Origin of the sequence: Agreia sp. VKM Ac-1783 (assembly GCF_900177765.1) — a bacterium.
Taxonomy (GTDB): Bacteria; Actinomycetota; Actinomycetes; order Actinomycetales; family Microbacteriaceae; genus Agreia.
The window spans coordinates 206,279-230,098 of sequence record NZ_FXWI01000005.1 but is presented as its reverse complement, the minus strand read 5'-3'; the positions used below and the strand labels follow the sequence as shown (position 1 = coordinate 230,098).

Sequence of the window (23,820 nt, the reverse complement as noted above, 5' to 3'; positions counted from 1 at the left end):
CTGCTCCTTCGATTCGGTAACGGACACCAGTCAAATGCGATTCGCCTGGTCCTGCCAGGGGCTGGCGCGCCGAGGCCTGACGTGCTTGCCTGGATGAGCCGTCGAAGACGGTGATGAATCGAGGCAGGACAGAGACCTGCCGGATTGGACGACAGCATGAGTGACCAGCAGAGCGAGTTCGACAAAAAAGAGGTCGACGAGGGCGAACAGATCGTTCCGGGCGTCGAGACAGAGGGCGTGGCGGCAACCGAAGCGGTGTCGCACTCCTTCGGCGCAGTCGAGGAACAGCTGCCGACCGACGGCGTGGGCGACGACGACCTCGATCTGCGCTCACCGGGAGCCGGGTCGACCGAGGCCGACTAGCGAGACGACGCTCAGGCGTCGAGGTAGCTCTGCGTGCGAACGAGGTAGTCCTCGAGATAGCCGGTGGCCAGACGGGTGCACTCGTCGATGAAGAACTGATCGCCCGTCGAATCGGTCTCGAATGCCTTGGCGGTGAGGGTGTCGACGATCTCGATCACCACCTCGACGTGCTTGAGCAGATCGGGCCGTTTACGCGACACCTCGAAGCGCTCGAAGAACAACTCCCCGACCTGATGGGCGAGAACCGTGCGGTTGCTGTCGGTGTTGTCGATGAGGTTGCGATCGATAGCGTCGCCCAGCCTCAGCCATCGGAATCCCGGCTCTGTCTTGTAGAGCGTGCAATACGCCGCGATGACCCGGCCGAGCAGTTCCTGCCACTCGGCATCTCTGCTCTCGAGGGCATCTTTCGACGCCTGCATGAGGCGCGTGAGATTGCGAGTGGCGAGCGCGGCGGCGATCGCGGTCATGCCGTCGAAGTAGCGGTAGATGCCCGGGCCGGACATGCCCACGCGCTTGGCGATGAGTGTCGGCGAGACATTGCCGTAGCCCACCTCATCGATCAGGGCCGCCGTGGCGTCGAGGATGGATTCGATTCGCTGGGCACTGCGATCCTGGCGCGGGCTGCGGCGGAGAGTGGCGCGCGCGACATCGACGGGTTCATTGGGCATAAGGCATAACACTACCCAGTTTCACTGACCCTCAAATTGGGGTGACACGCCCAGCGTTCAGCCTGTCCGCAGCTTCGCGAGGGCGCTGTCGGCGGTCGCTACTCTGCCGAGGCCGGATGCGCCACCCCCGGCCCCGTGTCGGTCGTCACCCGTAGCGTGGTGAGCATGTCAGACATCCAGAACAGCGACGCGGCCGTCGAGCCCGCAACACCCTCGATCACTCAGAACGACTCCTCAGCAGCAACGGCTTCCGAAGGCGGCGAGGCCGAGACGCTGGGCGCACCTCGACCCGACGGCGACGACTCATCCGCGGCGAAAGATCCCGAAGACTGGGTCACCGGCGACGAGCCGATGACCGGCCCGCAGAAGAGCTACCTCGACACGCTCGCGCGTGAGGCCGGCGAAGAGCTTCCCGCCACCCTCACGAAGGCCGAGGCATCCGAGCACATCGATCGCCTGCAGAAGGTCACCGGCCGAGGCCAGTAGACCGCGCGCCGTCGGCCCGCGAGCTATTCGGCGCTACTGCCGTACGAACCGACGGCCGTGTGGATCAGTTCGATGATCTCGAGCGATCGCAGGGCGTCGCGCGGGTCGACCGGCAGCGGGCCGCCGCGCAGCAGCGCTTCGGCGAGCAGCTCGTAGAACGTGGCGTACTTGCCTGCCTGCGTAGGCAGAGCGACGACCTCGCCATCGACGCCGAGAAGTCCCCAGCGGTCCTCTCCATAGACGCCGAATCCGTCGTCGGTGGGCAGAGCGCCGTCGCGCAACTGCGCCTCCTGCGGGTCGAGTCCCCAGCTCGTGTACGCCGAGGTCGAACCCAGCACGTGAAAACGCGCGCCGACCTGGGCCGCCATGCCGTTCATCCACAGCTGGGTGCGCACCCCCGAGCGGTGCTCGAGCAGCACGGTGGTGTCGTCATCGGCCGCTCCGTCCTCCCGACGGGTGAGCACCTCCGCGTGCACCCCTTCGACATCGCCGAAGAGCTGCAGGGCCTGATCGATCAGGTGGACTCCGAGGTCATAGAGGACGCCGCCGCCCTCGGCGGGGGTGGCCTCGGCCTTCCACGATTTCGCCTGCACCGGCTTCCACCATTCGAAGCGGGATTCGAAGCGGCGCACCTCACCCAGTTGCCCGGCCTCGAGTAGCGAGGCCAGCGTCAGGAAATCGCCATCCCACCGCCGGTTCTGAAAGACGGTGAACGGAAGGCCGAGCCGCTCGGCCTTCTCGATGAGGGCGAGACCCTCAGCACTGGTGACGGCGAAGGGCTTGTCGACCACGACGGCGACCCCGGCATCCAGGGCCCTGTCGGCGAGTTCGGCGTGAGTGCCCGACGGCGAACCGATCACGACGAGGTCGAGCTGCCCCTGAGTCGCGCGCTCGAACAGCTCGTCGACCGTGTCGACGATGACGGCGGCCGGATGCAGCTGCGCGGCCTCGGCTGCACGCTCGGCATTCGACGTGACGATCACCGACACCTCGAAGTCGGGGTTCGTGGCGAGGAACGGTGCGTGGAACACGCGACCGGAGAGGCCGAATCCGATGATTCCGGTGCGGATGGGGCGGGAGAACGGTGTGGCGGTCGACATGCCTCGAGGCTACCGGCACCCGCTGGCGGGAATCGAGAGGAAATCGGCTCGCGTGGTCGACCAGGGGGCGACGATCCGGAGTGGCGCTACGTCGACCGCGCGACAAGCGCACTGAGCACGCGCGTGAACTCCGGGAGCTTCGCCTCTACCTCGCGCGAATCACGGAGGTAGATCATGCGGCGACCGTCGGCGTACTCACCCTCGAGGAGCTCACTGGTGATCTCGGGCGCCGAGGGGTGATGCACGACGAGGTGCAGATAGTCGTCGGGGCGCAGCATGAACGTGTACAGGTAATCGCCTCCGATGCGAAAGCTCGGGGCATTCCACTTCCACTCCTCGACGATTCGACTGTCGACGGCACGAGTCCGGGCACGAAGAAGGTCGATCTGGGCACGCCATGGATGTGCACGCCGGTCGAGAGCTTCGTCGACGGAGAGCTGCTTCTTCGGCATGCGCTCAGGGTAACCGTCGGAGGATCTGGACTCGTGAACCGAGAAATTCTTGCTTGTTTAAATCGGCATCTGAATTAAGTCACGGCATGAGGTTGCGGCTGCGAGATCGCGCCGATCGAGTCTCGTTGACGAGCATGATCAGGTGCGATTCACACCACTTGAACGCGCCGATTCGTCACGAAAGCTCCTCGACCCGAAATATCCCAGCTTCTTTACCGAGCGTGTACGTCGTGCCTACATTGGGGGTACTCAGCCGCTGGGGGTGATTGACGTGGATGCCATCCAAGAGCACCGACCCGTCAGTCGACTGCGGCTTCTTTTGCTCGGCGGACTCGTCGGCGCCGGCTTCGTCGTGGGTGGGATATTCCTATCGGCGACGCCCGCCCACGCTGACGGAGGTCTTCTCGACGGCGTCGGAGACATCGTTTCCGGGGTCACCCAGCCCGTAAGCCAGGTGGTCGATTCGGTGGTGCAGCCCGTCGCCCCCGTGGTCGACAGCGTCACCGCCATCGTTCCCGAGCCCGTAGCCGAGGTCGTTCAGCCTGTCGTCGACCCCGTCGTCGAGCAGGTCGTCGTTCCGATCATCGATGCGGTCCCCGATGCTCCGGTCTCTGAGATCGTCGAGCCCGTGACCGACCTCGTCGACCCTGTCGTCGCGGCAGTTCCGGTTGTAAACGACATCCTCGGCTCCACCCCGACAGCCACCGTCACGGCGCCGGTCGTCACACTTGCCGACACCACCCTGGGCCAGGTCACGAATACCGCTGCCGCGGTCGTCCCGTCGCTCCCGGGGGTATCTGGTCCGGTCGGTCCCGGCATCGTCGTTCCAGCTGTACCCGGTCTCGACCTTCCGAGCCTCGATCTCGCCGACCCATCGACTGCCGGGGCCGTCACGACGGCACCCGCCGCAGCGCCCGCAGCTGGACTGCCGACGACGCCGTTCCGCGGTCCAACCTCGTCCGGCTCCATCCCTGGTCTCCCCGCCCCGGGGCAGGCCGGTTCCGTCAGCTCTTCAACGCCTCCGAACCCGGGTTCCCCTGCACCTGCCGGGCCTGCGGAGGGTTCTCCCGTGGTCTTGCCCGCTCCGTCGGGAAGTGGCGGCCAGGGAATGGGCGGCGGAGCCGGTTCCGGCGCGCCTGCGGCACTCGAATCCATCTCCGGCGCGATCTTCGTCCACGCGGCTCTCAGCCTGCGCGCTCTCGCATCCGACGACGCGCTTCCGACTTCACCGACGTTCGACCTCGGTTCGACTCCTGACTGACTGAGTTCGCACCTGCCCGATCATCCGTGGGCAGATCAAGCGAACCATCTCCCCCGCCATCCGCGCGGCTGGAGCTCATCAGTCTCACCATCTTTTGGAGTTGAATCATCATGAAGAAATTCATTCAGAGAGGGCTGTACTTCACCCTCTTCGTCGGTGGCCTCTCGTGCCTCGGCGTAGCCGCAGCAAACGCTGCAGACACCACATCAGGCGACGACGGCCTGCTCTCGGGAACCCAGGCCGCAATCGGCCTCGACGTTCCGGTCGACCTCTCGGGCAACTCGATCAGCATCCTCGGGGATGCCACGTCGACGGCTCCCGAGGCAGCTCCCGCCCCTGCGGCTGAGCCGGCAGTTGAGCCGGCACCGGCCCCGGAGCCCGCCGCCGAGGCGACGACCTCTGGCGACGACGGGATCGCATCCGGCACCCAGGCGATCGTGGATGTCAGCATCCCGATCGATGTGTCGGGTAACGCGATCACCGTGATCGGCGACTCGGAGCAGTCCGGCGCAGCCGACACCGCGCCGGTCGCCGAGGCCCCGGCGGAGACCGCACCCGTCACAACGACGGGAACGGATTCGCTGCTCGGCGGTACGCAGGTTCTGGTGAACATCGATGTCCCGATCACGGTGGGCGGCAACGCCATCACCGTCATCGGAGACTCGAGCAGCACCGGCAGCACGAGTGGTGCAGGCACGGCGGGCGGGGGGTCTGACGTTCCCGCCGGCACCGGCGCATCCACCGACGGAACCGACAGTGTTCTCGGCGGCACCCAGGTGCTCGGTGACATCGGTGCACCGGTCACCGTGGGTGGCAACGCCATCACACTGATCGGCGACGCAGAGTCGACCGACTCCGCCGTCACCGGCGGAACCACCGGCGGCACCGGAACGACCGGCGCCGGCGCAACCACCACGGGCGACGACAGCATCCTCGGCGGAACACAGATCGTTCCCGTCGTCGGAGCTCCGGTCACCGCGGGCGGCAACGCCATCACGCTGATCGGCGACGCCGAGTCCACCGACTCCGCCGTCACCGGCGGAACCACCGGCGGCACCGGCACCGGAACGACCGGCGCCGGCGCAACCACCACGGGCGACGACAGCATCCTCGGCGGAACACAGATCGTTCCCGTCGTGGGCCTGCCCGTGACCGTCGGCGGCAACGCCATCACGGTGATCGGCGACCCGACCACCACGGGATCGGATGTCACCGGTGGCAGCACCGGCGGCTCGTCGGAGAACACCACCGGCGGCGATGGAAGCATCGGCGGAGGAACGCAGATCATTCCGGTGATCAACATTCCGATCGACCTGGGCGGCAACGCGATCACGGTGATCGGTGACCCCACAGTCACCCCGGGCGGACCGACGACGCCGACCGACCCGACGGATCCAACCGACCCGACGGACCCGACGGACCCCACCGACCCGACGGATCCGACCGATCCCACGGACCCAGTAGTTCCGACGGGCCCGGCCACGCCGACCACGACCACCTCCACGGTGGTCACCGCCGGTAGCGTCACCACCGCGGGTTACTCGGCCTCGGCCTACACCGCCGGAAGCGACGCATCGGGCCTCGCCCTCACCGGCGTTTCCGCGGCACCGCTGCTCGGAGCGATCGCGCTCCTGCTGCTGGCCGGACTCGCCCTGACGATCACTGCGCGCAGAAAGAACGCTCGCATTTGAGCCTCAGCTCGAACACGCCCGTGCCGGGCGACGCGCAGATCATTGCGTGTCGTCCGGCACGGGCACGCGCCCCACACATCGGCGTGCTGATTCGGATGCCCGTGCGGGTCCTCGAGTCAGCGCCCGTTTGCGTTCACTGCCGCCAAGATCACCGGGTCTTCACACCCCCGGGCGAAACCCCGGATGCGGCGGTCGATGTCACGCTGAAGCACGATGGCCCCGATACGTTCCGCGAGGGGCGCGAGCCACTTCGGTTGACACGTGAAGTTATAGCGCCAGACGGCGAGCGTGCTGCCCGAAGTGCCATCGACGGGAGTGAACCGCCAGCCGCCACCGAGCTTCTCGAAGAACCACGAGCCCTTGGTCATCTTCATGCCCACATTCGACGGAGGCTTGTACGAGACGTACTCGCTCTCCATACGAAACCCGAAGCGCTGCACCGTGTAGGTGTGCACCCCCTTCGCCGGAACCGTAGCCCCGTGCAGAAAGTACTGCTTTCTGATGAATGGGTCCCAACGCTTGCGGATCTCGCCCGTCGTCTGCGAGATGGCGAAAGCCGTCTCGACATCGACCGGAACAACACAGCGGGACTCGACGACGGGCATGCCTCATCCTGTCACGCGGGAGGAGGCGCAGACCTACTCGACCGCGCGCTCAGCACGCGCAGCACCGCGCAATCGAGCAGCCAGATGACGAGCGCACCGATTGCGTACGCGACGAGGTCTATCGCCGAGAACGATGCCCCCAGCACGAGCCTCACCGGCGGAAAGGCATTTCCCCACTGCTCCGGCAGCCCGGAGAGCTGGAGTACTTCGATCAGCGCGCTGAATGCGAACGCCGCGAGCGCGAGCACCGAGAGCCGCGCCCGCACGAACACCGTGCGAAGGAGCAGATACACGAGCACCGTATACAAGGAGTCGGCGACGAATGCCGCCGCGGAACCATCGATGGCGTGCACACCCAGCCCGATCGCGATGACAGCGCAGACCGAGAGAACAAGCGCAACGCGGTGCCTCGTCGGCGTCGAGTACATGGCTCGACCGTACCCGCTTACCTCGCCCTCACACGGCACTATCGGTTCAGTCCGATTCGGGGTCGGGCACCCACTCCGTCAGATCGAGGATGCGGTCGGCCGCGCCCTCGCGCGCCTCGATGAGCCGCGCATTCGGCTCGTCGACGGAACGCACCCACTGGCGCGCCGCATCCGGGGTCTTACCGAAGGTCTCGTGTCGGGCGAGCAGCCGGCGCTGCCGGACCGCCGGATCGGTGACGACGTGCCATGCCGTGTCGAGTTGTCGGCGCACCGCGCTCCAGGCCTCGCCCGGCAGCATCAGGTAGTTGCCCTCGGTCACGATGATGTCGTCGCGCGGTTCGATGGCGCGAGCCCCCGCAAGCGGCTGCTCGAGGCGGCGATCGAAATCGGGCGCGTAGATCGTGTGCCGAGGTCGGGCGCGCACGGTTTCGAGAAGCCGCGCGTACCCGAACGCGTCGAAGGTGTCAGGCGCGCCCTTGCGCTCGAGCAGGCCCTCGCGCGACAGCTGCTCGTCGGCGAGGTGAAAGCCGTCCATCGGCAGATACACCGCTCCCGGACCGATCGCCCGCACGAGCGCTCGTGCCAGCGTGGACTTGCCCGATCCGGGCGATCCAGAGATGCCCACGATCACGCGTCCGCTCGTGCCCCGAGGAAGCTCGCGGACGAGTGCGGTCAGCTGGGTCTCCACAGAGGAGACGACGATCGGCGCGGGTCTGGTCACGCTGACTACCGTACGCACTCCCCGCCCCTCAGATGCGTCGGACGGACGCACAGGCGCGCTCGATACACTGCGACGTGTAGTCAAAGAGAGGATTCCTCGTGACAGACCTCGTCGACATCCCCTCGCCCGGATGGCCACTCGTCTTCGGCACGGAAGGCCTGCCCGCGGTGGTGCTCGTGCACGATGACTACGGACGCCTTCCCTACCTCGAGGCCTACGCCACGGCCCTGTCGAAGCAAGGATTCTTCGTCGTGGTCCCCGACCTCTTCAACGGTGTCGCAGCCGTCGACGTTGAGGGCGTGGAGCTGCTCCGATCACGTCTCGACGAGGGGTTCGCCAGCGCCACGCTCTCTGACGCCATCGCGCTCGCGCGGAGCTCCGGTGCCGCACGCATCGGTCTCATCGGCATGGGAATGGGCGGCCGCCTGGCGCTGCGCAGCGCGCAGGAGGGTGCGGTCGACACGGTCATCGCCTACTACGCCGGTTTGAGCGACGCCGAAAGCGGCATCGTTCCGTGCCCTGTGGCACTGCACTACTCGGAATACGACGAGTGGGGTTCCGGCCTGGCCGCCGACCTCTTCGTGAGCCGCCTCAAGGAGGTCGGCACACCAGTGACCCGTCACAACTACATCGGAACATCGACCTACTTCGCGAACGCCACGATCTCGGCCGTGCTCGACAAGAACGCCGCCGCTCTCGCCTTCGCCCGGTCGACCTACTTCATGCAGGGTCAGTTGCTCGACTGATCGCTCCAAGAAAGAAGCACAGAAAGTGACCATGAGTCTCGAGGGCGTCGAGAACGCCCTCCCCACTGACATCCCCGATTCCGACGGCTTCTTCAGCCCGGAGGAACTGCCGCAGGCCGTTGCCGCGGTGACAGCTGAACGCGGCTGGCAAGCAGGACTCGAGCTTGAAACGGCCCATTGGGATCGGTTCGTAGACAGCCACCCCGATGCCCTCCTCGCGTCGATCTCGACTCTTCCGGGCGAGGCCTTCGTCGCGATACCGAGCCTCCTCGTCGGAGTCAACTATCTGAAGCACCTCATCGCGAGTGGTGACCCCAGCAGCTTCTACGACTTCGCTTACGACGCGGCCGGCAGAACGCCTCGAGAGAGGGAGACCCTGGATCGTCTGATCGGCTCCGCCGGAAGGACGGCGGGGCACCGAACGCAGGGGCGACTGACGGCGGCCGTCCGCTCCGCATCCGAAGGCCGGAGGATGCTCGACGAGTTGCCGGCTCGAGACAAACCCGTGATCGAGATGACGCTGCCTCATCTCCTTCTTCAGTGGGGCCGGTCGTTCGACCTTGCCGATGCGGGCGGAGTGCGCGAATACGAAGAGTCGTGGGAGCTGGCCAACCTGACCTCGCAACCGCTCATCGCTCGGCGCGCAGCGGCATCCCTGGCCTGGATGCACGCGGACCAGGGGCGCCTGAATACAGCCGAACGCTGGATCGCTCGGGCCCTCGGTGTGGCCGCCGAGGGGCAGAGATACGACGCTCCGCTGCATCTGGCGCAGGCGCTGGTATCCGCCGACCGACTCGAATACTCCGCCGCTGCCGAGCATCTGCTTCGTCTGACCGACGCCCCCGTGGGCGAGTACTGGGCAGCCGAGATCTGGGTGCGGTCCTGGATCGCCCGATCTCCGGATGCAGCGGCGAAAGTCGTGCGCGCGGTCGAAGAGCAGGTGCAGGCCAGGCCAGACGGTCTGGTGACAGAAGGATCGAACGCCCGCTACATCGGATCGGCGCTGGATCGGGCGGCTCCTCTGCGCGATCGCGCGATCGTTCGTGACCCGGCGGCGGCTCTCACCGCCTCCGATCATCTGCAGCTCGCGACGGCCGCGTACAGAAGAGGGCGCATGCACGACGTGCTGCAGGCCGGCGGCAACGCGCTGGAGAAAGAGCCGACACCTCGAGTGCAGGCGACTGTCCTCGTGTTGACCGCCTCAGCACGGCTGAGCCTTGATCGGCGCGACGCAGCGGTGAGCGCGTTCGGCTCCGCGCACGAAGCCATCGCCGGCGAGCGCCTTTACAGCGTGTACACCTCGATCGCCCGAGACCAGCTGGACCAGCTCGCAGAACTCTCGAAAGCAGTTCTGCCCGCGCAACTGGATGGGATCGGCGACGATCCGCTGCCGCACAGTTCCGTGGTCATGGCACAGCTCAGTCGGCGTGAACGTCAGCTTCTGATCGAGCTTGCATCTGATCGGTCTCTCCCGGAGATAGCCGAGGCTCTGTTCGTGAGTCACAACACAGTCAAGACGACCGCCGGCAGGCTCTACCGCAAGCTGGGCGTGCACTCTCGACAGGCGGCGGCCGACATCGCGCACCAGTTGGGACTCGCCTAGGGGTGACGGATGTCATAGGGCAAAGGTGACAGTCCTCAGACGCATCCGATGACTCGCGCCGCCAGGCTGGAGTCATGACCATCTCCTCCATCCCTGCCATCCACGCGACGGCCCTCGTGAAGAGCTTCGGCGACGTCAACGCCGTCTCCGGCGTCGACCTCACGGTGCAACCCGGCGAGATCGTCGCGTTCCTCGGGCCGAACGGTGCCGGCAAGACCACGACCATCGACATGATGCTCGGCCTCACACCTCCCGACGGTGGCGATGTGAAGGTCTTCGGGCTCTCGCCCCGTGCTGCCATTTCGCGCGGCCTCGTCTCGGCCGTGCTGCAGACCGGTGGTCTGCTCAAAGACCTCACCGTGCGAGAGACACTCGATCTGACCGCCAGTCTCTTCGCCGACACCCGGCCCGTGGCCGAGGTGCTCGATCGCGCGGGCATCGCCGATATCGCCACTCGCCGGGTCGGTCTGTGTTCGGGAGGCCAGCAACAGCGCCTGCGGTTCGCCATGGCATTACTCTCCGACCCCGGGCTGCTGATTCTCGACGAGCCGACCACCGGCATGGACGTCGAGGGGCGGCGAGCCTTCTGGAACGCCATCCGAGCCGACGCGGACCGTGGGCGTACCGTTCTCTTCGCCACCCACTATCTCGACGAGGCCGACGAGTACGCCGACCGCATCGTGCTGATGAGCCGGGGCACGATCGTGGCAGACGGCGCCACAGCCGAGATCAAGAACCTCGTCTCGGGGCGCATCGTGCGGGTGACGCTGCCGGATGCCGACACCTCCGCGCTCTCGATGCTGCCGGCGGTCGACGACGTGTCCGTGCAGGGCGATCGCGTCACGCTGCACACGAGCGACTCGGATGCTCTCGCTCGACACCTGCTCACCTACACGGCGGCTCGCGACATCGAGATCACGAGCCAGAACCTCGAGAGCGTCTTCCTCGCCCTCACCTCAGAAGGAGTCTCCGCATGACCACCCCTATCGTGCCCTCCGCGGCGACCGCCGGCCTGACCGACCGGGCATCAGCCGGCCGCGTTCAGCTCGACCGACGCGTTCCTCCCCTCGGCGGCTTCACCCTGACCTACCTGCGCATCGAGCTCGCTCGTAAGCTCCGCAACCGCCGCACACTGCTCTTCACCTTGATCTTCCCGGTCATGATGTTCCTCATCGTCGGCTACCCCATGCGCGACGTGCCCCTCACCGACACCGCCGTCGCCGACGGAGGGCCGTCGGTCGCGGCCTTCATCATGGTGTCGATGGCGATGTACGGTGCCATGATGTCGGCGACCCAGACCGGAGCATCCGTCGCCGTCGAGCGAGCCCAGGGATGGAGCCGGCAGTTGCGGCTCACTCCGCTGAACCCACTGGTGAACGTGCTCATCAAGATGATCGCGGGTATGTTGCTAGGCCTCGTCGCCGTGATCGCGACCTACCTGGTCGGCGCGATCAGCGGCATCCAACTCTCGCCTGCGCAGTGGATCTCGACGGGCCTCGTGGGGTGGTTGCTCGCGAGCGCGGTGTTCACGACGCTCGGGCTGATGGTCGGCTACCTCGTTCCGGGCGAGAATGCGGCGCAGGTCACGAGCCTCGCCATCGTGCTGCTCGCGTTCATCGGCGGACTCTTCTACCCGGTCTCGAGCATGCCCGACTTCATGCAGACGATCGCGGCCTTCACGCCGGTCTACGGCATCAGCGAACTGGCCCGCGCCCCGCTGACGGGCGCCGGCTTCGACCTCGCGGCCCTGGCGAACGCGCTCGTCTGGTTCGCGGTGTTCCTGATCGGCACGGTCGTCTTCTTCCGGCGCGACACCAAGCGGGTATGAGGATGGCGCGGCTGGTCGAGCGCACGGGCCAGTCGTCGCTCGAGGCCTCTAGGGTGGGCGGGTGAGGAAGATCGAGGAACCGCGCCGGTTCGGCCCCGGGTGGCCGATCCGTCCGGCAAGCGCGGGACCGGATCCGACGACGGTTCTGCCTTCGGCGCTGATGTCGCCACGTGCGTACAGCTGGTACATCGGGGCGACATTCTCGTTGTTCTGGGTCTACTCGACCATCCCCGACATCGTGCGACGCTCCGGCTCGGCCCTTGAAAGCACCGCGGGCATCGTCTTGGTCGTGGCATTCAGCCTTTGCTTCCTCGCAGCGGCACCCGTGGCCTGGACGCTCTCGACCCGTGGTCGGCTTATGGTCTGCGGGGCGATGTTCGCCTTGACCCTCGTCTTCGTGCCCTGGCTGGGCACCGGCACCGTCGGGCTGTGGACCTATCCGGGCGTCATCGTCGGAATGTGTGTCTTCTCGTGGACGCTCACCTCGACGGCAATCGGCGCGCTCTCGGTACTCGCGCTCGTTGTTCGAGCGTTGACACAGCCGTGGTCCGAGGCAGTTCTGGTTCAGCCGGTCATCATCTTGTCGATCCCGCTCATGATGGCAGCATTCGCTCGCACCATCGCCGTCATCAACGAGCTGCGCGCCACCCAGGCGGAGCTCGAAGAAGTGACCGCCGAACGCGAGCGGAGCAGGGTCGCACGCGACATCCACGACATTCTCGGCCACTCCCTCACGGTCATCACGGTGAAGTCGGAGCTGGCTGCTCGTCTGATGGATGCCGATCCTCAGCGGGCGCGCTCCGAGATCGAGGACGTCGAGACGATCGCCCGCGGTGCGCTGGCAGATGTGCGAGCCACTGTGTCGGGCGCGCGCGGCGTCACCGCGAGTGGAGAACTCGCGGCTGTGCGGCGAGCGCTTGCCGCGGCGGGCGTCGAGGCCGAGCTCCCGTCGTCGACCGAGACCGTTCCAGTGGAGCACCGCGAGCTCGTCGGTTGGGTGATCCGCGAAGGAGTCACAAATGTCATCCGGCACGCGGGAGCCTCGCGCTGCCGCATCCGCATCTCGGCGCAGGGCGTGACGATCGATGACGATGGGCGAGGACCCGGAACACACGCTCTCGCAGGATCGATGTCATCGACAGGTCTTCAGGGTCTGCGCGAACGTGTCGAGTCGGCCGGCGGATCTCTGCGAGTCGGAACGGGCGAGCTCGGCGGCTTCACCCTCACCGCGAGCCTGCCAGCCACCGCGACCCTGACGACTGAGAAGACAGGCGCACATTCATGATCCGGCTACTGATCGCCGACGACCAGGCATTGGTGCGCGGCGCGCTCACCGCGCTGCTCTCGCTCGAGGCAGACATCGAGGTGGTCGCCGAGGTGGGGCGCGGCGACGAGGTCGTGGATGCCGCCAGGTCGTCCGCCGCCGATGTCGCTCTGCTCGACATCGAGATGCCCGGTATCGACGGCATCGCCGCGGCAGCCGAACTGCGCGCGGCGGTTCCGCACTGTCGCGTGCTGATCGTGACGACGTTCGGCCGCCCGGGCTACCTCGCGCGGGCGATGCAGGCGGGCGCATCGGGCTTCGTCGTCAAAGACACACCGTCGGCCCAGCTGGCCGACGCCGTTCGCCGTGTCGCCAGCGGCTTGCGCGTCGTCGACCCCTCACTCGCCGCCGAGTCGCTCGCGCAGGGCGACTCCCCCCTCACCGAACGAGAGACTGACGTGCTCGCGGCCGCACGCACCGGCGGATCTATCGCCGATGTCGCGCGCATCCTGCATCTCTCCGAGGGCACGGTGCGCAACCATCTGTCAGCCGTGATCGGCAAGACCGGGGCACGCAATCGAGCGGATGCGGCGCGCATCGCCGAGACGAACGGCTGGCTCTAGGCCTTCGACACGTCGTGCAGGTGATGCACCGGGTCGTGGATGAAATACTGCGCCAGCGTCTCGACGGTGAAACCCGCTCCGTCTCCGCGCCTGCCCGACCGGCCCCACGCATCCACGGGCACGCCATCGAACGCGTCGGCGATCGCTCGACCCGCCTCGACCAGCTGCGTCGCCACGACGGTCGGGTCCTGCTCGTTGTAGCGTTCCTCGACAGCGGTCGCGTCCTGGTCCCAGTTGGCGAACTGCGGATCGTTCTCGGCCAGCATCAGTTCGAGCCGGCCCCGCATGATCGTGAAGACGTCGCGCACGTGCGCCGCGTACTCGAGCGGCGACCAGGTGTCGCCATCCGGTCGCTCGCGCACATCGGCCCGCTGCAGGACGGCGGGCCAGGCGGCGGCATTCTCGCGGGTCAGCTCGGCGACCTCGCGGGCGTCGGCGGTGGATGCGTCGAAACCGCACTCGGGGCACGGCTTCTCGAGCACCCAGGTCCAGCTCTTGGTCTCGGGAACGATAGGCATGGGCCGAGTTTATGGATGCGTCGAGCGGCCCCACCAGGCCATTTGCGCCACGCGTCGTCGACTTCGTGCCGACCTGGAGGGCAGATACGCTCGACGGATGAGCACCTTCAGCCCCGACGTCGTGTCCGCGATCCTGAACCACATGAACGGCGACCACACCGATGACAATCTGCTCATCGTGCGGGCGTTCGCGAACCCGGCTGCCACGTCTGCAGTCATGACGGGCTTCGACGGGTCGGTCGCGACCTGGGATTCGACCGCAGCCGGCGTCACGAGCGAGGTGCGCATCGCGTGGCCTGCCGGCCCGATCACCGAGCGCGGCGAGGTGCGCCGCGAAGTCGTCGCCCTCTATGACGCGGCCTGCGCTCGCCTCGGCGTCGAGCCGCGCCCGCACTGACAAAGCCCTGAACAGCGCAACTGCGTCTGGCGATCGAGCCCGCGCGTCCTATAAAGTAAGGGCAACCTAACTTCACGGTTAGAGAACCCCACCGTCTTGGAGTCGTCATCGTGAGCAACGTCATCCCCTTCTCGCAAGCCCTGCGCGAGCGCACCTGGACCAGCCACAGCGAGAGCGAGGGCGCCAACTTCATGGGCGACCTCATGAGCGGAAAGGGCACGCGAGACGACTACATCGCGCTCGTCGCACAGCACTTCTTCATCTACGAGGCGATCGAGGCTGCGGCCGACCTCATGAAGAACGATCCGGTCGCCGCGCCCTTCATCACCTCGAAGCTCACCCGCCTGCCCGCCATCGAAGAAGACCTTCGCTTCTTGATCGGCGACGACTGGCGCGAGCACATCACTCCCCTGCCGACGACGGCACGCTACGTGGCACGCATCAACGAGGTGGCCGCGACCTGGAACGGCGGCTTCGTCGCCCACCACTACACGCGCTACCTCGGCGACCTCTCGGGCGGCCAGGTCATCCGCACGCTCATGCAGCGCCAGTTCGGCTTCGAGACCAATGGCGTGGGCTTCTATCTCTTCGGCGACATCGCCAAGCCGAAAGAGTTCAAAGAGACCTACCGCGCACAGCTGGATGCGACGGGCTGGGACGACGCCGAGCGAGACCGCGTGATCGACGAGGTTCTGGTCGCCTACCGCTTCAACACCGAGCTGTTCGTCGACCTGGCCAATGCGAAGGCGACTGCGGCCGCTTAGCTCCAAGCGTGCGCTGATCGAGTAGCACTCGCGACGAAGGAGCAGTGCGTATCGAGATCACCCTGCGTGGTCTCGATACAGTCGCTGCGCGACCACTCGACCAGCGCAGAAGAGAGCTGCCAAACAGTGAGCCGCTGCGTGTTTGCGTTCGGGTCAGAGTGACACTAAGCTTATTGCAGCACTTAGGGTCATCAATACCTTAAGTAACGACACGAACGGCACGGCATGAGCCAGCAGCAGGCGGTCCTCGCGGTATCCACCGTGATCTTCTCGCTGCGCTCCGACCCGACCACGGGAATCAGCACCGTGTGGATTCCGGTCGTTCGTCGCATCCGGGAACCCCACGAGGGTCGATGGGCGCTGCCGGGAGGCCCGCTTCGAGTCGATGACGATCTCGAGGAGGCGGCCCGCAGCCACCTGCTCGAGACCACCGGCCTCACCCCGAAGTACCTCGAACAGCTCTACGCATTCGGCAAGGTCGGTCGATCACCGGGGCCCCGCGTCGTCTCGATCGTCTACTGGGCCCTCGTCGAAAGCGACGAGGCCGCGCGAGCGACCGTGGGCGAGAACGTGACCTGGCTGTCGACCGACGAGCTGCCCGAGCTGGCCTTCGATCACAATCTGATCGTCGACTACGCCCTGTGGCGGCTGCGCACCAAGATGGAGTACTCCCGCATCGCGCACGCCTTTCTGGGCGACACATTCACCCTCGCCCAACTGCGCGAGGTGCACGAGGCCGTCAGGCAGAAGCCGCTCGATCCGGCGAACTTCCGCCGCACGATCGAGTCCAGTAAGACCGTCGTGCCCACGGGCGAATTCGTCACCGGCACACGGCATCGCCCCGCGCGTCTCTACCGCTACGACGGGTCGATCGACCTCGCCGACAGCGGCCCCCTCCAATAGAAATCCGTCCGTTCCCTGAGCCTGTCGAAGGGAACGGTATACCCGCTTCGACAGGCTCAGCGTACGAAGAAGACCACCATGACATCCGTCGACACCACCATCCAGCTCCTCACTCGCGAGCAAGCGACGACCGGCTCCGCCGCCGAGAGCACCTGCACGCCCGAGCTCGCCCTTCAGCCGTGGGCTTTCGACGCGGGCGTTCCGAACTACGGACCCGGTGCGTCCATGACCGACGTCATCCCCACCGGGTCTCCCGTGCAGGGCCGCCTGCCCGCCGAATACACGACGGCGAGCGCCGACGAACTGGATGCGCGCATCCGGGCCGCGAAGGCGACGCTCGGTGAGCGGGTCGTCGTGCTCGGTCACTTCTATCAGCGTGACGAGGTCGTGCAGTACGCCGACTTCGTGGGCGACTCCTTCCAACTCGCCAACGCCGCCAAGGCCAAGCCCGATGCCGAGGCGATCGTCTTCTGCGGCGTGCACTTCATGGCCGAGACGGCCGACATCCTGTCGCAGCCGTCGCAGGCGGTCATCCTGCCCAACCTCGCCGCCGGATGCTCGATGGCCGACATGGCCGACATCGATTCCGTCGAAGAGGCGTGGGCCGAGCTCACCGAGATCTACGGCACGGCGCCGGATGCCAATGGTCGGGTCCCCGTGATTCCGGTCACCTACATGAACAGCTCGGCCGCGCTCAAGGCGTTCTGCGGTCGCAACGGCGGCATCGTGTGCACGTCGTCGAATGCGGCGACGGTGCTCGAGTGGGCGTTCGAGCGCGGGCAGCGGGTGCTCTTCTTTCCCGACCAGCACCTCGGCCGCAACACGGCGAAGGCCATGGGCATCCCCGTGGAGCTCATGCCCATGTGGAACCCGCGCAGGCCACTCGGCGGGAACTCGGCCGACGATCTCGTCGAGGCCAAGGTCGTTCTCTGGCACGGATTCTGCTCGGTGCACAAGCGCTTCACTCCTGCGCAGATCGCGAAGGCGCGCGCCGAGTACCCCGGCGTTCAGGTCATCGTGCACCCGGAGTGCCCCATGGCCGTCGTCGACGCCGCCGATTCTGCCGGCTCGACCGACTTCATCGTCAAGGCGATCCAGGCGGCTCCCGCCGGCTCGACCTTCGCCATCGGAACCGAGATCAACCTCGTGAACCGCCTCGCCGCCGAGTACCCGCAGCACACCATCTTCTGCCTCGACGACGTGATCTGCCCCTGCTCCACGATGTACCGCATCCACCCCGGCTACCTGGCCTGGGTACTCGAGGGCCTGGTCGACGGTGTCGTGCGCAATCGCATCCAGGTCGCGGCAGATGTGATCGCCGACTCGACGGTCGCTCTCGAACGGATGCTCGCGGCCCGGCCGCCCGCGTCTGCGCCTGTCGCCGACACGGTGCGCTGACATGGCGCGCGTGATCATCGTGGGCAGCGGCATCGCCGGGCTGGCCACCGCGCTGCACGCCACACTGCAGCACGGGCACGAGGTGACACTCGTGACCAAGGGCGAGCTGGCCGAGAGCAACACCCGCTACGCGCAGGGCGGCATTGCGGCCGCGACCGCGCTCGACGACAGCGCCACCCTGCACGCCGACGATACGATCCGGGCGGGTGCGGGGCTGACCGACGAGACGGCCGCGCGCGTGTTGGCCGACGAGGGGGCGGCGGCCATCCAGAGCCTGATCGAGTGGGGCGTGCTGTTCGACCGCCGGCCGGGCAGTTCTGAGCCCGACCGCGCGCTCGAAGCGGCACACTCGCGGCCGCGTGTTCTGCACGCCGGCGGCGACGCGACGGGCGCTGCGATCGAGACTGCCCTGGTGGCTGCGGTGCGGGCGAGCGGGGTCGCCGTGCACGAGCACACCATGCTGACCGACCTGGTGCTCGCCGACGCGACGGGGGTGCGCGCCCGTTCGGCGCATCCGCTGCCGGTCGACCAGGCGCCGATGCGCCCAGCAGGCGCGGATGCCGGCGAGCGGGTCGTGGGCATCAAGGTGCTGCGGGCCGACGGCGAGCGCGAGGTGCTGCCTGCCGACGCCGTGGTGCTCGCCACCGGTGGCGCCGGCCAGCTCTACTCGCACACCACGAATCCTGCGATCGCGACGGGCGACGGGCTGGCCGCAGCGCTGCGGGCGGGCGTGGCCACCGCCGATCTGGAGTTCTACCAGTTTCACCCGACGACGCTCGCTGCCCCGTCGAACTTCCTGGTCTCCGAGGCCGTGCGCGGCGAGGGAGCGGTTCTTCGCAACGAGCGGGGCGAACGTTTTATGCTCGGCGTTCACCCCGACGCCGAACTCGCGCCACGCGACGTCGTCGCCCGAGCGATCGCCGCAGAGATGGCGAAGCAGAGTGGCGTGCCCGTGAATCTGGATGCCCGGGGCATCGGTCGAGAGACGCTCGCCGAACGCTTTCCCACGATCATGGCGGCGTGCGCGGCTGCCGGCTTCGACCTGGCCGGCGGGCTCGTTCCCGTCGTTCCGGCAGCGCACTACTACATGGGCGGAATCGAGACCGATCTCGACGGTCGCACCTCTCATGCGGGGCTCTTCGCGGTGGGTGAGGCGGCGCGCACGGGGGTTCACGGTGCCAACCGGCTGGCCTCAAACAGTCTTCTCGAGGGCGCCGTGTTCGCCCGGCGGGTGGCGGCTGCGCTGGGTGGTCTCGATACGGCCGCGGGCGGCCTACTCGACCAACGAGAGGTCGACAGCCGGCTGGGCCAGTCGAGCAGCCGCGAGACGACAGAGCTGCGCCGGTCGAGTAGCAGCGCAACGACAGAGCTGCGCCGGTCGAGTAGCCGCGCGACGAAGGAGCCGGCGTATCGAGACCACCCGCGAGCCGGTCTCGATACGGCCGCGGGCGGCCTACTCGACCAGCGCAGCGGGAGCGGTGTCGACCGCAGCGAACTGCAGGCGCTCATGTGGAGCTACGCCGGGCTGACCCGTTCCGGAGTGGGGCTCGCCACGGCCGCAGCCCGCCTGCGGGTCTGGGCCGAGGCATCCACCGTTCGCGCTGACGACCGCGAGCAGATCGAGACAGCGAACCTGCTCGTCGTCGCCCGGGCACTCGTCGATGCTGCGCAGGCTCGGCGCGAGTCGCGCGGCGCCCACGCACGCAGCGACTTCCCCCAGACCGACTCCGCGGCTCGGCGACGCGCGTCTCTCCGGGACTCGAGCGGGACAGCCGCAGATCCATCCGGCGACGCCTCACCCGACACCGCCCTCACGCTTCAGACTCAAGGACACTGACATGCTGCTCACACCCCAGGCGATCGACCTCGTCGTCCTAGCCGCTCTCGCCGAGGACGCCCCCTGGGGCGACGCGACCTCCGACGCATTCCTTCCCGAGGGTGCGACGGCCAGCGCCCAGCTTGTGGCGCGCGAGGCCGGAGTGCTCTCGGGCGGCGAGGCCTTCTCGAGAACGATGCTCGCGGCCGACGCGTCGATCACGACCTCGGTGCTGCTCGGCGACGGCGAACACTTCGAACCCGGCGCGGTGCTCGCCACCGTCTCGGGCCCGGCGCGCGGAGTTCTGCTCGGAGAGCGCGTCGCCCTGAACCTCGTGCAGCGCATGAGCGGAATCGCCACCGTGACCGCGCGCTACGTCGAGGCCGTCGCGGGCACCCGAGCGCGCATCGTCGATACGCGCAAGACGACTCCCGGGCTGCGTGCCCTCGAGCGGCACGCCGTGCGAAGCGGCGGAGGCGGCAACCACCGCTTCTCGTTGAGCGACGCCGTGCTCGCGAAAGACAATCACCTGGCGGTGCTCACGGCATCCGGTGTCTCGCTGACCGACGCGATCATTCGCGCCCGCGCCCGCATCTCGCACACCACCCACCTCGAGGTCGAGGTCGACCGCCTCGACCAGATCGAGCCCGTGCTCGCGGGTGGAGTCGACACGATCATGCTCGACAACTTCACGCTCGCTGAGCTGCGCGAGGGAATCGCCATCGTGGCGGGGCGGGCACTCGTCGAGGCCAGCGGCGGCGTGAACCTCGACACGGTGAGGGCGATCGCAGAGACGGGAGTCGACATCATCTCGGTCGGAGCGCTCACCCACAGCGCCCGCGCTCTCGACTTGGGGCTCGACCTCATCGTCGATGCATGAGCGAGGCCCGATGATCGCCAGCAGATACCGCTACGGACAAGATGTACCGGCGCACCGGGCACTACTGTCCGCACGGGCGACAACTGCGGTGACCCCGTGATCTACCTCGACCACGCCGCGACCTCGCCCGTTAGGCCCGAAGTGTTGCAGGCCATGTGGCCGTACCTCACCGGAGAGTTCGGCAATCCGTCGAGCCATCACGCTCTGGGCGACGCGGCTTCTCGCGCTCTGGCCGACGCCCGCGCTCGCCTCGCCGGCTGGTTCGGCGCGCGTCCGAGCGAGGTCACTTTCACCTCGGGCGGAACCGAGGCCATCAACCTCGCCATCAAGGGCATCGCGCTCGGCCAGCCACGGGGTCGCCACATCGTGACCACGCCGATCGAGCACGAGGCCACGCTCGAGTCGGTCGACTTTCTGCGCCGGGTGCACGGCTTCGAGGTCTCGTTCGTGCCGGTGGATGCGACGGGCCGGGTCGATCTCGCCGCCCTCGCCGGCCTGCTGCGCCGTGACACGACTCTCGTGAGCGTGATGGCGGCGAACAACGAGATCGGCACCGTGCAAGACACGGTCGCCATCGGCGCGCTGGCCCACGAGGCCGGCACCGTGATGCACGTCGACGCCGTGCAGGCGGCGGGCTGGCTCGACGTGAGCCTGGATGCGCTCGGTGCCGACGCCGTGTCGATCTCGGGTCACAAGCTGGGCGCGCCCAAGGGCGTGGGCGCCCTGGCCGCGCGCTCCCGCGTGGTTCTCGAGCCGCTTCTGCACGGCGGTGGGCAGGAGCGCGGCCGCAGATCCGGCACCGAGAACGTGGCCGCCGCGGTGGGGCTCGCCATCGCTGCGGAACTGTCCGCGGCCGGCCGAGCCGAGGCATCCGAACGCGTCGCCACACTGCGCGACGACCTCATCGAGCGCGTCGAGGCCGCGCTTCCCTCGGCGAGACTGACCGGGTCACGTGAGCACAGACTGCCGTCGATCGCGTCGTTCCTCTTCGTGGGAACGAGCGGCGAGGGCGTGCTGCTCGGACTCGAGGAGCGCGGGATCGTCTCGTCGAGCGGCTCGGCATGCGCCGCCGGCAGGGACGAACCGTCGCCCGTGCTGCTGGCGCTCGGCATCGACCCGGTGGATGCGCAGACCGCCGTTCGGTTCAGCCTCTCGCCGGCGTCGACCGCCGCCGACGTGGAGGCGGCGGCCGCCGCCGCGGTCGAGGCCGTGCGCGCACTGACGCAGCTGCGCTGACGCCGAGACCCGGGTCTCGACACGGCCGCGGGCGGCCTACTCGACCAGCGTCTGCCTGCGCCGATCGAGTAGCCGCGCGACGAAGGAGCCGGCGTATCGAGATCATGCCGCCCCGGCGTATCCTGGCCCGCATGCACATCGTTCTCGTTCCCGGATTCTGGCTCGGTGCGTGGTCGTGGGCTCCGGTGACCGCTGCCATCGAAGCGGCCGGCCACACCCCGCACCCACTGACCCTTCCCGGCATGGACTCGCTCGACTCGGACCGCAGCGGCATCAGCCTCGACGACCACATCCGTTACGTCGAGCAGTACGTCGATGCGCTCGACGGAGACGTCGTGCTCGTGGGCCACAGCGGTGGTGGGTCGGTGATTCACGCCGTGGTCGATCGCCATCCCGACCGCATCCGGCACGCGGTCTACGTCGACAGCGGCCCGACCCCCGATGGCATGGAGGTGAACGCGAACATCCCCGAGGTCAACGGCGAGCTGCCGCTGCCCGAGTGGGACTTCTTCGACGACCTCGAACTGGGCGGTCTCGATGACGCTGACCTCGAGAACTTCAGAGCTCGCGCCGTGCCCACTCCTACTCGCGTCGCCCGCGACCCGCAGGTGCTGACGAACGAGGCGCGCTTCGAGGTTCCTGTCACCGTGATCACGTGCACGTACAGCGCCGAGGAGATGCGTCGCGGCATGGGGGCGGGAGTGCCGTACTTCGCGGAGTTGCCGCGCCTCCATGAGGTCGGAATCGTGGAGCTGCCGACCGGCCACTGGCCCCAGTTCTCGCGGCCTCGCGACCTGGCCAATGCGGTCGTCGCCGCCATCCGCTGACGCCGCGAACCCCGCGAGACCTGCCCGGCCACGATCTATCTGTCAGCAATCGACCAAAACCACGACGGGAAGGTCGATCTGCGCCATATCGCTGTGCCACTGGTGCACACAGACGAAGGAATGGCCCCCGGCGCACCGCGCCGGGGGCCGTTCCTATCGGTGCGCTTAGACGTTGGCGCGACGTCGGATGCCGGGCACCAGCAGCGCGAGACCGAGCATGGCCACGAGGGCTCCACCCGCTGCGATCGGCGCGGCGTCGACCCCGGTGTTCGCAAGCGTCGGAACAGCGGCCGGCGCGACAACGGGGTCGGCTGGAGCAAGCGGAACCTCGGCGGGCACGGCAACCCCGGGCACGAACAAGAGCGAGTACGTTCTGAACTGCCCCGTCGCAGCGGTGAATTCGCCGGACAGTTGAGCGCTGCCAGAGATGTCGGAGGGGTCGATGCTCCAGAGGCGCGAGTGGTCACCGACCTCGTCGACGAGCTCCGTGACAACCCAGAGCGTTCCTCGTGAGTCGATCTGCAGCGACGACGGCACGTCGTTGATCTCGGCGAGTCCGGTGTTGCCGAGCAGGGTCGCAGTGCCGTTCACCACATCGATCGCATAGTAGCCGCCGCCCGATGCCACGCCGTAGAAGGCGCCCGTCGTCGGATCAGCCGCGAATCCGTAGAGTCCGAAGATGTTCAGATCGCGGATCTCCGTGAGCGCCGCTGTGCCGAGGTCGAGCGAATAGAGCGCACCGACGCTGATGGCATACGCCGCACCATCACGGCCGATGGCGATCGCGCTCACCCTCACCGGGGTGCCGTCGATGGTGAACGTGCCGACGGGCTCGCTGACTCCCGTCGTTGTGTCGACGGTGGCGAGAATGGCCGGACCCGTCTCCTGCCAGGCAACGAAATAGGCGACAGACGTGGCGGCGTTCCACGCTGACTGGCTGGCGCAATCAGCGGAGTCGGGGGTTCCGTTGTTGACGAGCGTCGCGGCAGCTGTGGTCGCGTCGACCGAGAAGAGCGAGAGGTCGGTGAGGTCTGTGTCGCACGAGATGGCGTACATCGAGGAGCCGTCCGGCAGGGTGCGCGACGATGCAGCGGCAGCCGGCGAAGCGAGGGCACCCGCAGCGAGCACACTCAGCGAGACAGCGGCGACGGAGGCGCCGATCCGCGCGAACAGGCGTGAACGAACTGTCATTCGATTTCTCCCGGGAGATTCGTGTGCTTCTACATCCGGAGGCGAATCGAC

At 67.5% G+C, this 23,820-nt stretch carries 26 protein-coding genes; 18 read left to right on the top strand and 8 right to left on the bottom strand.

Annotated features, from left to right (window positions below; genetic code table 11):
- The first annotated feature begins 156 nt into the window (after window positions 1-156).
- Window positions 157-363, top strand: coding sequence for a hypothetical protein (locus CCK87_RS16960; RefSeq protein ID WP_086462586.1), 207 nt, complete (start codon window positions 157-159; stop codon window positions 361-363).
- A gap of 11 nt (window positions 364-374) precedes the next feature.
- On the opposite strand, the gene CCK87_RS16955 is transcribed toward CCK87_RS16960, so the two are convergent.
- On the bottom strand, window positions 375-1,031 hold the full coding sequence (locus CCK87_RS16955) for a TetR/AcrR family transcriptional regulator (protein WP_086462585.1): 657 nt from the start codon (window positions 1,029-1,031) through the stop codon (window positions 375-377).
- A 273-nt stretch (window positions 1,032-1,304) separates the two neighbouring features.
- Between CCK87_RS16955 and CCK87_RS16950 the strand changes: the two genes are divergently transcribed.
- The gene (locus CCK87_RS16950) at window positions 1,305-1,517 is read left to right on the top strand and encodes a DUF3072 domain-containing protein (protein WP_235480670.1); all 213 of its coding nucleotides are present in this window, start codon (window positions 1,305-1,307) and stop codon (window positions 1,515-1,517) included.
- A gap of 23 nt (window positions 1,518-1,540) precedes the next feature.
- On the opposite strand, the gene CCK87_RS16945 is transcribed toward CCK87_RS16950, so the two are convergent.
- Both CCK87_RS16945 and CCK87_RS16940 read right to left on the bottom strand, forming a co-directional pair.
- Window positions 1,541-2,617, bottom strand: a complete 1,077-nt coding sequence (locus CCK87_RS16945) for a Gfo/Idh/MocA family oxidoreductase (RefSeq protein ID WP_086462584.1) — start codon at window positions 2,615-2,617, stop codon at window positions 1,541-1,543.
- Window positions 2,618-2,703: 86 nt separating this feature from the next.
- Window positions 2,704-3,069, bottom strand: coding sequence for a DUF1801 domain-containing protein (locus CCK87_RS16940; RefSeq protein ID WP_086462583.1), 366 nt, complete (start codon window positions 3,067-3,069; stop codon window positions 2,704-2,706).
- 262 nt (window positions 3,070-3,331) lie between these two features.
- Here CCK87_RS16940 and CCK87_RS16935 point away from each other — a divergent pair, with 262 nt between their 5' ends.
- Together CCK87_RS16935 and CCK87_RS16930 are read left to right on the top strand one after the other, a co-directional pair.
- Window positions 3,332-4,330 carry a hypothetical protein gene (locus CCK87_RS16935; protein WP_140162914.1) on the top strand — a complete coding sequence of 333 codons (999 nt, stop codon included), beginning with the start codon at window positions 3,332-3,334 and terminating at the stop codon, window positions 4,328-4,330.
- A 110-nt stretch (window positions 4,331-4,440) separates the two neighbouring features.
- A complete protein-coding gene (locus CCK87_RS16930) occupies window positions 4,441-6,021 on the top strand; it encodes a chaplin family protein (protein ID WP_086462581.1) in 1,581 nt (526 codons plus the stop codon).
- A gap of 116 nt (window positions 6,022-6,137) precedes the next feature.
- On the opposite strand, the gene CCK87_RS16925 is transcribed toward CCK87_RS16930, so the two are convergent.
- Genes CCK87_RS16925 through CCK87_RS16915 form a run of 3 tightly spaced genes read right to left on the bottom strand, consistent with a single transcriptional unit; the run spans window position 6,138 to window position 7,775 of the window.
- Entirely contained in the window at window positions 6,138-6,626 is a 489-nt protein-coding gene (locus CCK87_RS16925) for an SRPBCC family protein (protein WP_086462580.1), read from the bottom strand.
- 11 nt (window positions 6,627-6,637) lie between these two features.
- Window positions 6,638-7,054, bottom strand: coding sequence for a DUF2809 domain-containing protein (locus CCK87_RS16920; RefSeq protein ID WP_086462579.1), 417 nt, complete (start codon window positions 7,052-7,054; stop codon window positions 6,638-6,640).
- A 46-nt stretch (window positions 7,055-7,100) separates the two neighbouring features.
- The gene (locus CCK87_RS16915) at window positions 7,101-7,775 is read right to left on the bottom strand and encodes a nucleoside/nucleotide kinase family protein (RefSeq protein ID WP_249273956.1); all 675 of its coding nucleotides are present in this window, start codon (window positions 7,773-7,775) and stop codon (window positions 7,101-7,103) included.
- A gap of 98 nt (window positions 7,776-7,873) precedes the next feature.
- On the opposite strand from CCK87_RS16915, the gene CCK87_RS16910 reads away from it, so the two are divergent.
- The 6 genes from CCK87_RS16910 to CCK87_RS16885 all read left to right on the top strand — a co-directional run bounded on the left by CCK87_RS16910 (window position 7,874) and on the right by CCK87_RS16885 (window position 13,839).
- Window positions 7,874-8,521, top strand: coding sequence for a dienelactone hydrolase family protein (locus CCK87_RS16910; protein ID WP_086462578.1), 648 nt, complete (start codon window positions 7,874-7,876; stop codon window positions 8,519-8,521).
- Window positions 8,522-8,552: 31 nt separating this feature from the next.
- Window positions 8,553-10,124, top strand: coding sequence for a LuxR C-terminal-related transcriptional regulator (locus CCK87_RS16905; RefSeq protein WP_086462577.1), 1,572 nt, complete (start codon window positions 8,553-8,555; stop codon window positions 10,122-10,124).
- 74 nt (window positions 10,125-10,198) lie between these two features.
- Window positions 10,199-11,101 carry an ABC transporter ATP-binding protein gene (locus tag CCK87_RS16900; RefSeq protein ID WP_086462576.1) on the top strand — a complete coding sequence of 301 codons (903 nt, stop codon included), beginning with the start codon at window positions 10,199-10,201 and terminating at the stop codon, window positions 11,099-11,101.
- The gene (locus CCK87_RS16895) at window positions 11,098-11,952 is read left to right on the top strand and encodes an ABC transporter permease (RefSeq protein WP_086462575.1); all 855 of its coding nucleotides are present in this window, start codon (window positions 11,098-11,100) and stop codon (window positions 11,950-11,952) included. The genes CCK87_RS16900 and CCK87_RS16895 overlap by 4 nt, the downstream gene beginning before the upstream one ends.
- Before the next feature lie 61 nt (window positions 11,953-12,013).
- Window positions 12,014-13,237 (top strand): sensor histidine kinase, encoded by a 1,224-nt coding sequence (locus CCK87_RS16890; protein WP_086462574.1) that lies wholly within the window; start codon window positions 12,014-12,016, stop codon window positions 13,235-13,237.
- The gene (locus CCK87_RS16885; protein WP_086462573.1) at window positions 13,234-13,839 is read left to right on the top strand and encodes a response regulator transcription factor; all 606 of its coding nucleotides are present in this window, start codon (window positions 13,234-13,236) and stop codon (window positions 13,837-13,839) included. The genes CCK87_RS16890 and CCK87_RS16885 overlap by 4 nt, the downstream gene beginning before the upstream one ends.
- Here the strand turns inward: CCK87_RS16885 and CCK87_RS16880 are convergent.
- Window positions 13,836-14,357 carry a DinB family protein gene (locus tag CCK87_RS16880; protein WP_086462572.1) on the bottom strand — a complete coding sequence of 174 codons (522 nt, stop codon included), beginning with the start codon at window positions 14,355-14,357 and terminating at the stop codon, window positions 13,836-13,838. The two genes, CCK87_RS16885 and CCK87_RS16880, sit on opposite strands and share 4 nt — an antisense overlap.
- Before the next feature lie 97 nt (window positions 14,358-14,454).
- Between CCK87_RS16880 and CCK87_RS16875 the strand changes: the two genes are divergently transcribed.
- The 8 genes from CCK87_RS16875 (at window position 14,455) to CCK87_RS16840 (ending at window position 22,578) form a co-directional block, all read left to right on the top strand.
- The gene (locus CCK87_RS16875; protein WP_086462571.1) at window positions 14,455-14,754 is read left to right on the top strand and encodes a DUF2470 domain-containing protein; all 300 of its coding nucleotides are present in this window, start codon (window positions 14,455-14,457) and stop codon (window positions 14,752-14,754) included.
- Window positions 14,755-14,864: 110 nt separating this feature from the next.
- A complete protein-coding gene (locus tag CCK87_RS16870; protein ID WP_086462570.1) occupies window positions 14,865-15,518 on the top strand; it encodes a biliverdin-producing heme oxygenase in 654 nt (217 codons plus the stop codon).
- Between the two features lie 225 nt (window positions 15,519-15,743).
- Window positions 15,744-16,421 carry an NUDIX domain-containing protein gene (locus CCK87_RS16865; protein WP_086462569.1) on the top strand — a complete coding sequence of 226 codons (678 nt, stop codon included), beginning with the start codon at window positions 15,744-15,746 and terminating at the stop codon, window positions 16,419-16,421.
- Window positions 16,422-16,499: 78 nt separating this feature from the next.
- Window positions 16,500-17,819 carry a quinolinate synthase NadA gene (gene nadA, locus CCK87_RS16860; RefSeq protein WP_086462568.1) on the top strand — a complete coding sequence of 440 codons (1,320 nt, stop codon included), beginning with the start codon at window positions 16,500-16,502 and terminating at the stop codon, window positions 17,817-17,819.
- A gap of 1 nt (window position 17,820) precedes the next feature.
- Window positions 17,821-19,656 (top strand): FAD-binding protein, encoded by a 1,836-nt coding sequence (locus CCK87_RS16855; RefSeq protein ID WP_086462567.1) that lies wholly within the window; start codon window positions 17,821-17,823, stop codon window positions 19,654-19,656.
- A gap of 4 nt (window positions 19,657-19,660) precedes the next feature.
- Window positions 19,661-20,515 (top strand): carboxylating nicotinate-nucleotide diphosphorylase, encoded by an 855-nt coding sequence (nadC, locus tag CCK87_RS16850; RefSeq protein ID WP_086462636.1) that lies wholly within the window; start codon window positions 19,661-19,663, stop codon window positions 20,513-20,515.
- A 96-nt stretch (window positions 20,516-20,611) separates the two neighbouring features.
- Window positions 20,612-21,751: a cysteine desulfurase family protein gene (locus CCK87_RS16845; protein ID WP_086462566.1), complete on the top strand. Its 1,140-nt coding sequence runs from the start codon at window positions 20,612-20,614 to the stop codon at window positions 21,749-21,751.
- A 131-nt stretch (window positions 21,752-21,882) separates the two neighbouring features.
- Window positions 21,883-22,578 carry an alpha/beta hydrolase gene (locus tag CCK87_RS16840; protein ID WP_086462565.1) on the top strand — a complete coding sequence of 232 codons (696 nt, stop codon included), beginning with the start codon at window positions 21,883-21,885 and terminating at the stop codon, window positions 22,576-22,578.
- A 165-nt stretch (window positions 22,579-22,743) separates the two neighbouring features.
- On the opposite strand, the gene CCK87_RS16835 is transcribed toward CCK87_RS16840, so the two are convergent.
- Window positions 22,744-23,769 (bottom strand): hypothetical protein, encoded by a 1,026-nt coding sequence (locus CCK87_RS16835; protein WP_086462564.1) that lies wholly within the window; start codon window positions 23,767-23,769, stop codon window positions 22,744-22,746.
- Window positions 23,770-23,820 lie beyond the last annotated feature (51 nt).

Bases quoted from the DNA above. Each gene is read 5' to 3' on its own strand.
- CCK87_RS16865 (WP_086462569.1), top strand. From the start codon at position 15,744: ATGAGCCAGCAGCAGGCGGTCCTCGCGGTATCCACCGTGATCTTCTCG.
- CCK87_RS16940 (WP_086462583.1), bottom strand. From the start codon at position 3,069: ATGCCGAAGAAGCAGCTCTCCGTCGACGAAGCTCTCGACCGGCGTGCA.
- CCK87_RS16945 (WP_086462584.1), bottom strand. From the start codon at position 2,617: ATGTCGACCGCCACACCGTTCTCCCGCCCCATCCGCACCGGAATCATC.
- CCK87_RS16885 (WP_086462573.1), top strand. From the start codon at position 13,234: ATGATCCGGCTACTGATCGCCGACGACCAGGCATTGGTGCGCGGCGCG.
- CCK87_RS16855 (WP_086462567.1), top strand. From the start codon at position 17,821: ATGGCGCGCGTGATCATCGTGGGCAGCGGCATCGCCGGGCTGGCCACC.
- CCK87_RS16930 (WP_086462581.1), top strand. From the start codon at position 4,441: ATGAAGAAATTCATTCAGAGAGGGCTGTACTTCACCCTCTTCGTCGGT.
- CCK87_RS16880 (WP_086462572.1), bottom strand. From the start codon at position 14,357: ATGCCTATCGTTCCCGAGACCAAGAGCTGGACCTGGGTGCTCGAGAAG.
- CCK87_RS16895 (WP_086462575.1), top strand. From the start codon at position 11,098: ATGACCACCCCTATCGTGCCCTCCGCGGCGACCGCCGGCCTGACCGAC.
- nadA (WP_086462568.1), top strand. From the start codon at position 16,500: ATGACATCCGTCGACACCACCATCCAGCTCCTCACTCGCGAGCAAGCG.
- CCK87_RS16920 (WP_086462579.1), bottom strand. From the start codon at position 7,054: ATGTACTCGACGCCGACGAGGCACCGCGTTGCGCTTGTTCTCTCGGTC.
- CCK87_RS16900 (WP_086462576.1), top strand. From the start codon at position 10,199: ATGACCATCTCCTCCATCCCTGCCATCCACGCGACGGCCCTCGTGAAG.
- CCK87_RS16960 (WP_086462586.1), top strand. From the start codon at position 157: ATGAGTGACCAGCAGAGCGAGTTCGACAAAAAAGAGGTCGACGAGGGC.
- CCK87_RS16840 (WP_086462565.1), top strand. From the start codon at position 21,883: ATGCACATCGTTCTCGTTCCCGGATTCTGGCTCGGTGCGTGGTCGTGG.
- CCK87_RS16925 (WP_086462580.1), bottom strand. From the start codon at position 6,626: ATGCCCGTCGTCGAGTCCCGCTGTGTTGTTCCGGTCGATGTCGAGACG.
- CCK87_RS16955 (WP_086462585.1), bottom strand. From the start codon at position 1,031: ATGCCCAATGAACCCGTCGATGTCGCGCGCGCCACTCTCCGCCGCAGC.
- CCK87_RS16875 (WP_086462571.1), top strand. From the start codon at position 14,455: ATGAGCACCTTCAGCCCCGACGTCGTGTCCGCGATCCTGAACCACATG.
- CCK87_RS16835 (WP_086462564.1), bottom strand. From the start codon at position 23,769: ATGACAGTTCGTTCACGCCTGTTCGCGCGGATCGGCGCCTCCGTCGCC.
- CCK87_RS16905 (WP_086462577.1), top strand. From the start codon at position 8,553: ATGAGTCTCGAGGGCGTCGAGAACGCCCTCCCCACTGACATCCCCGAT.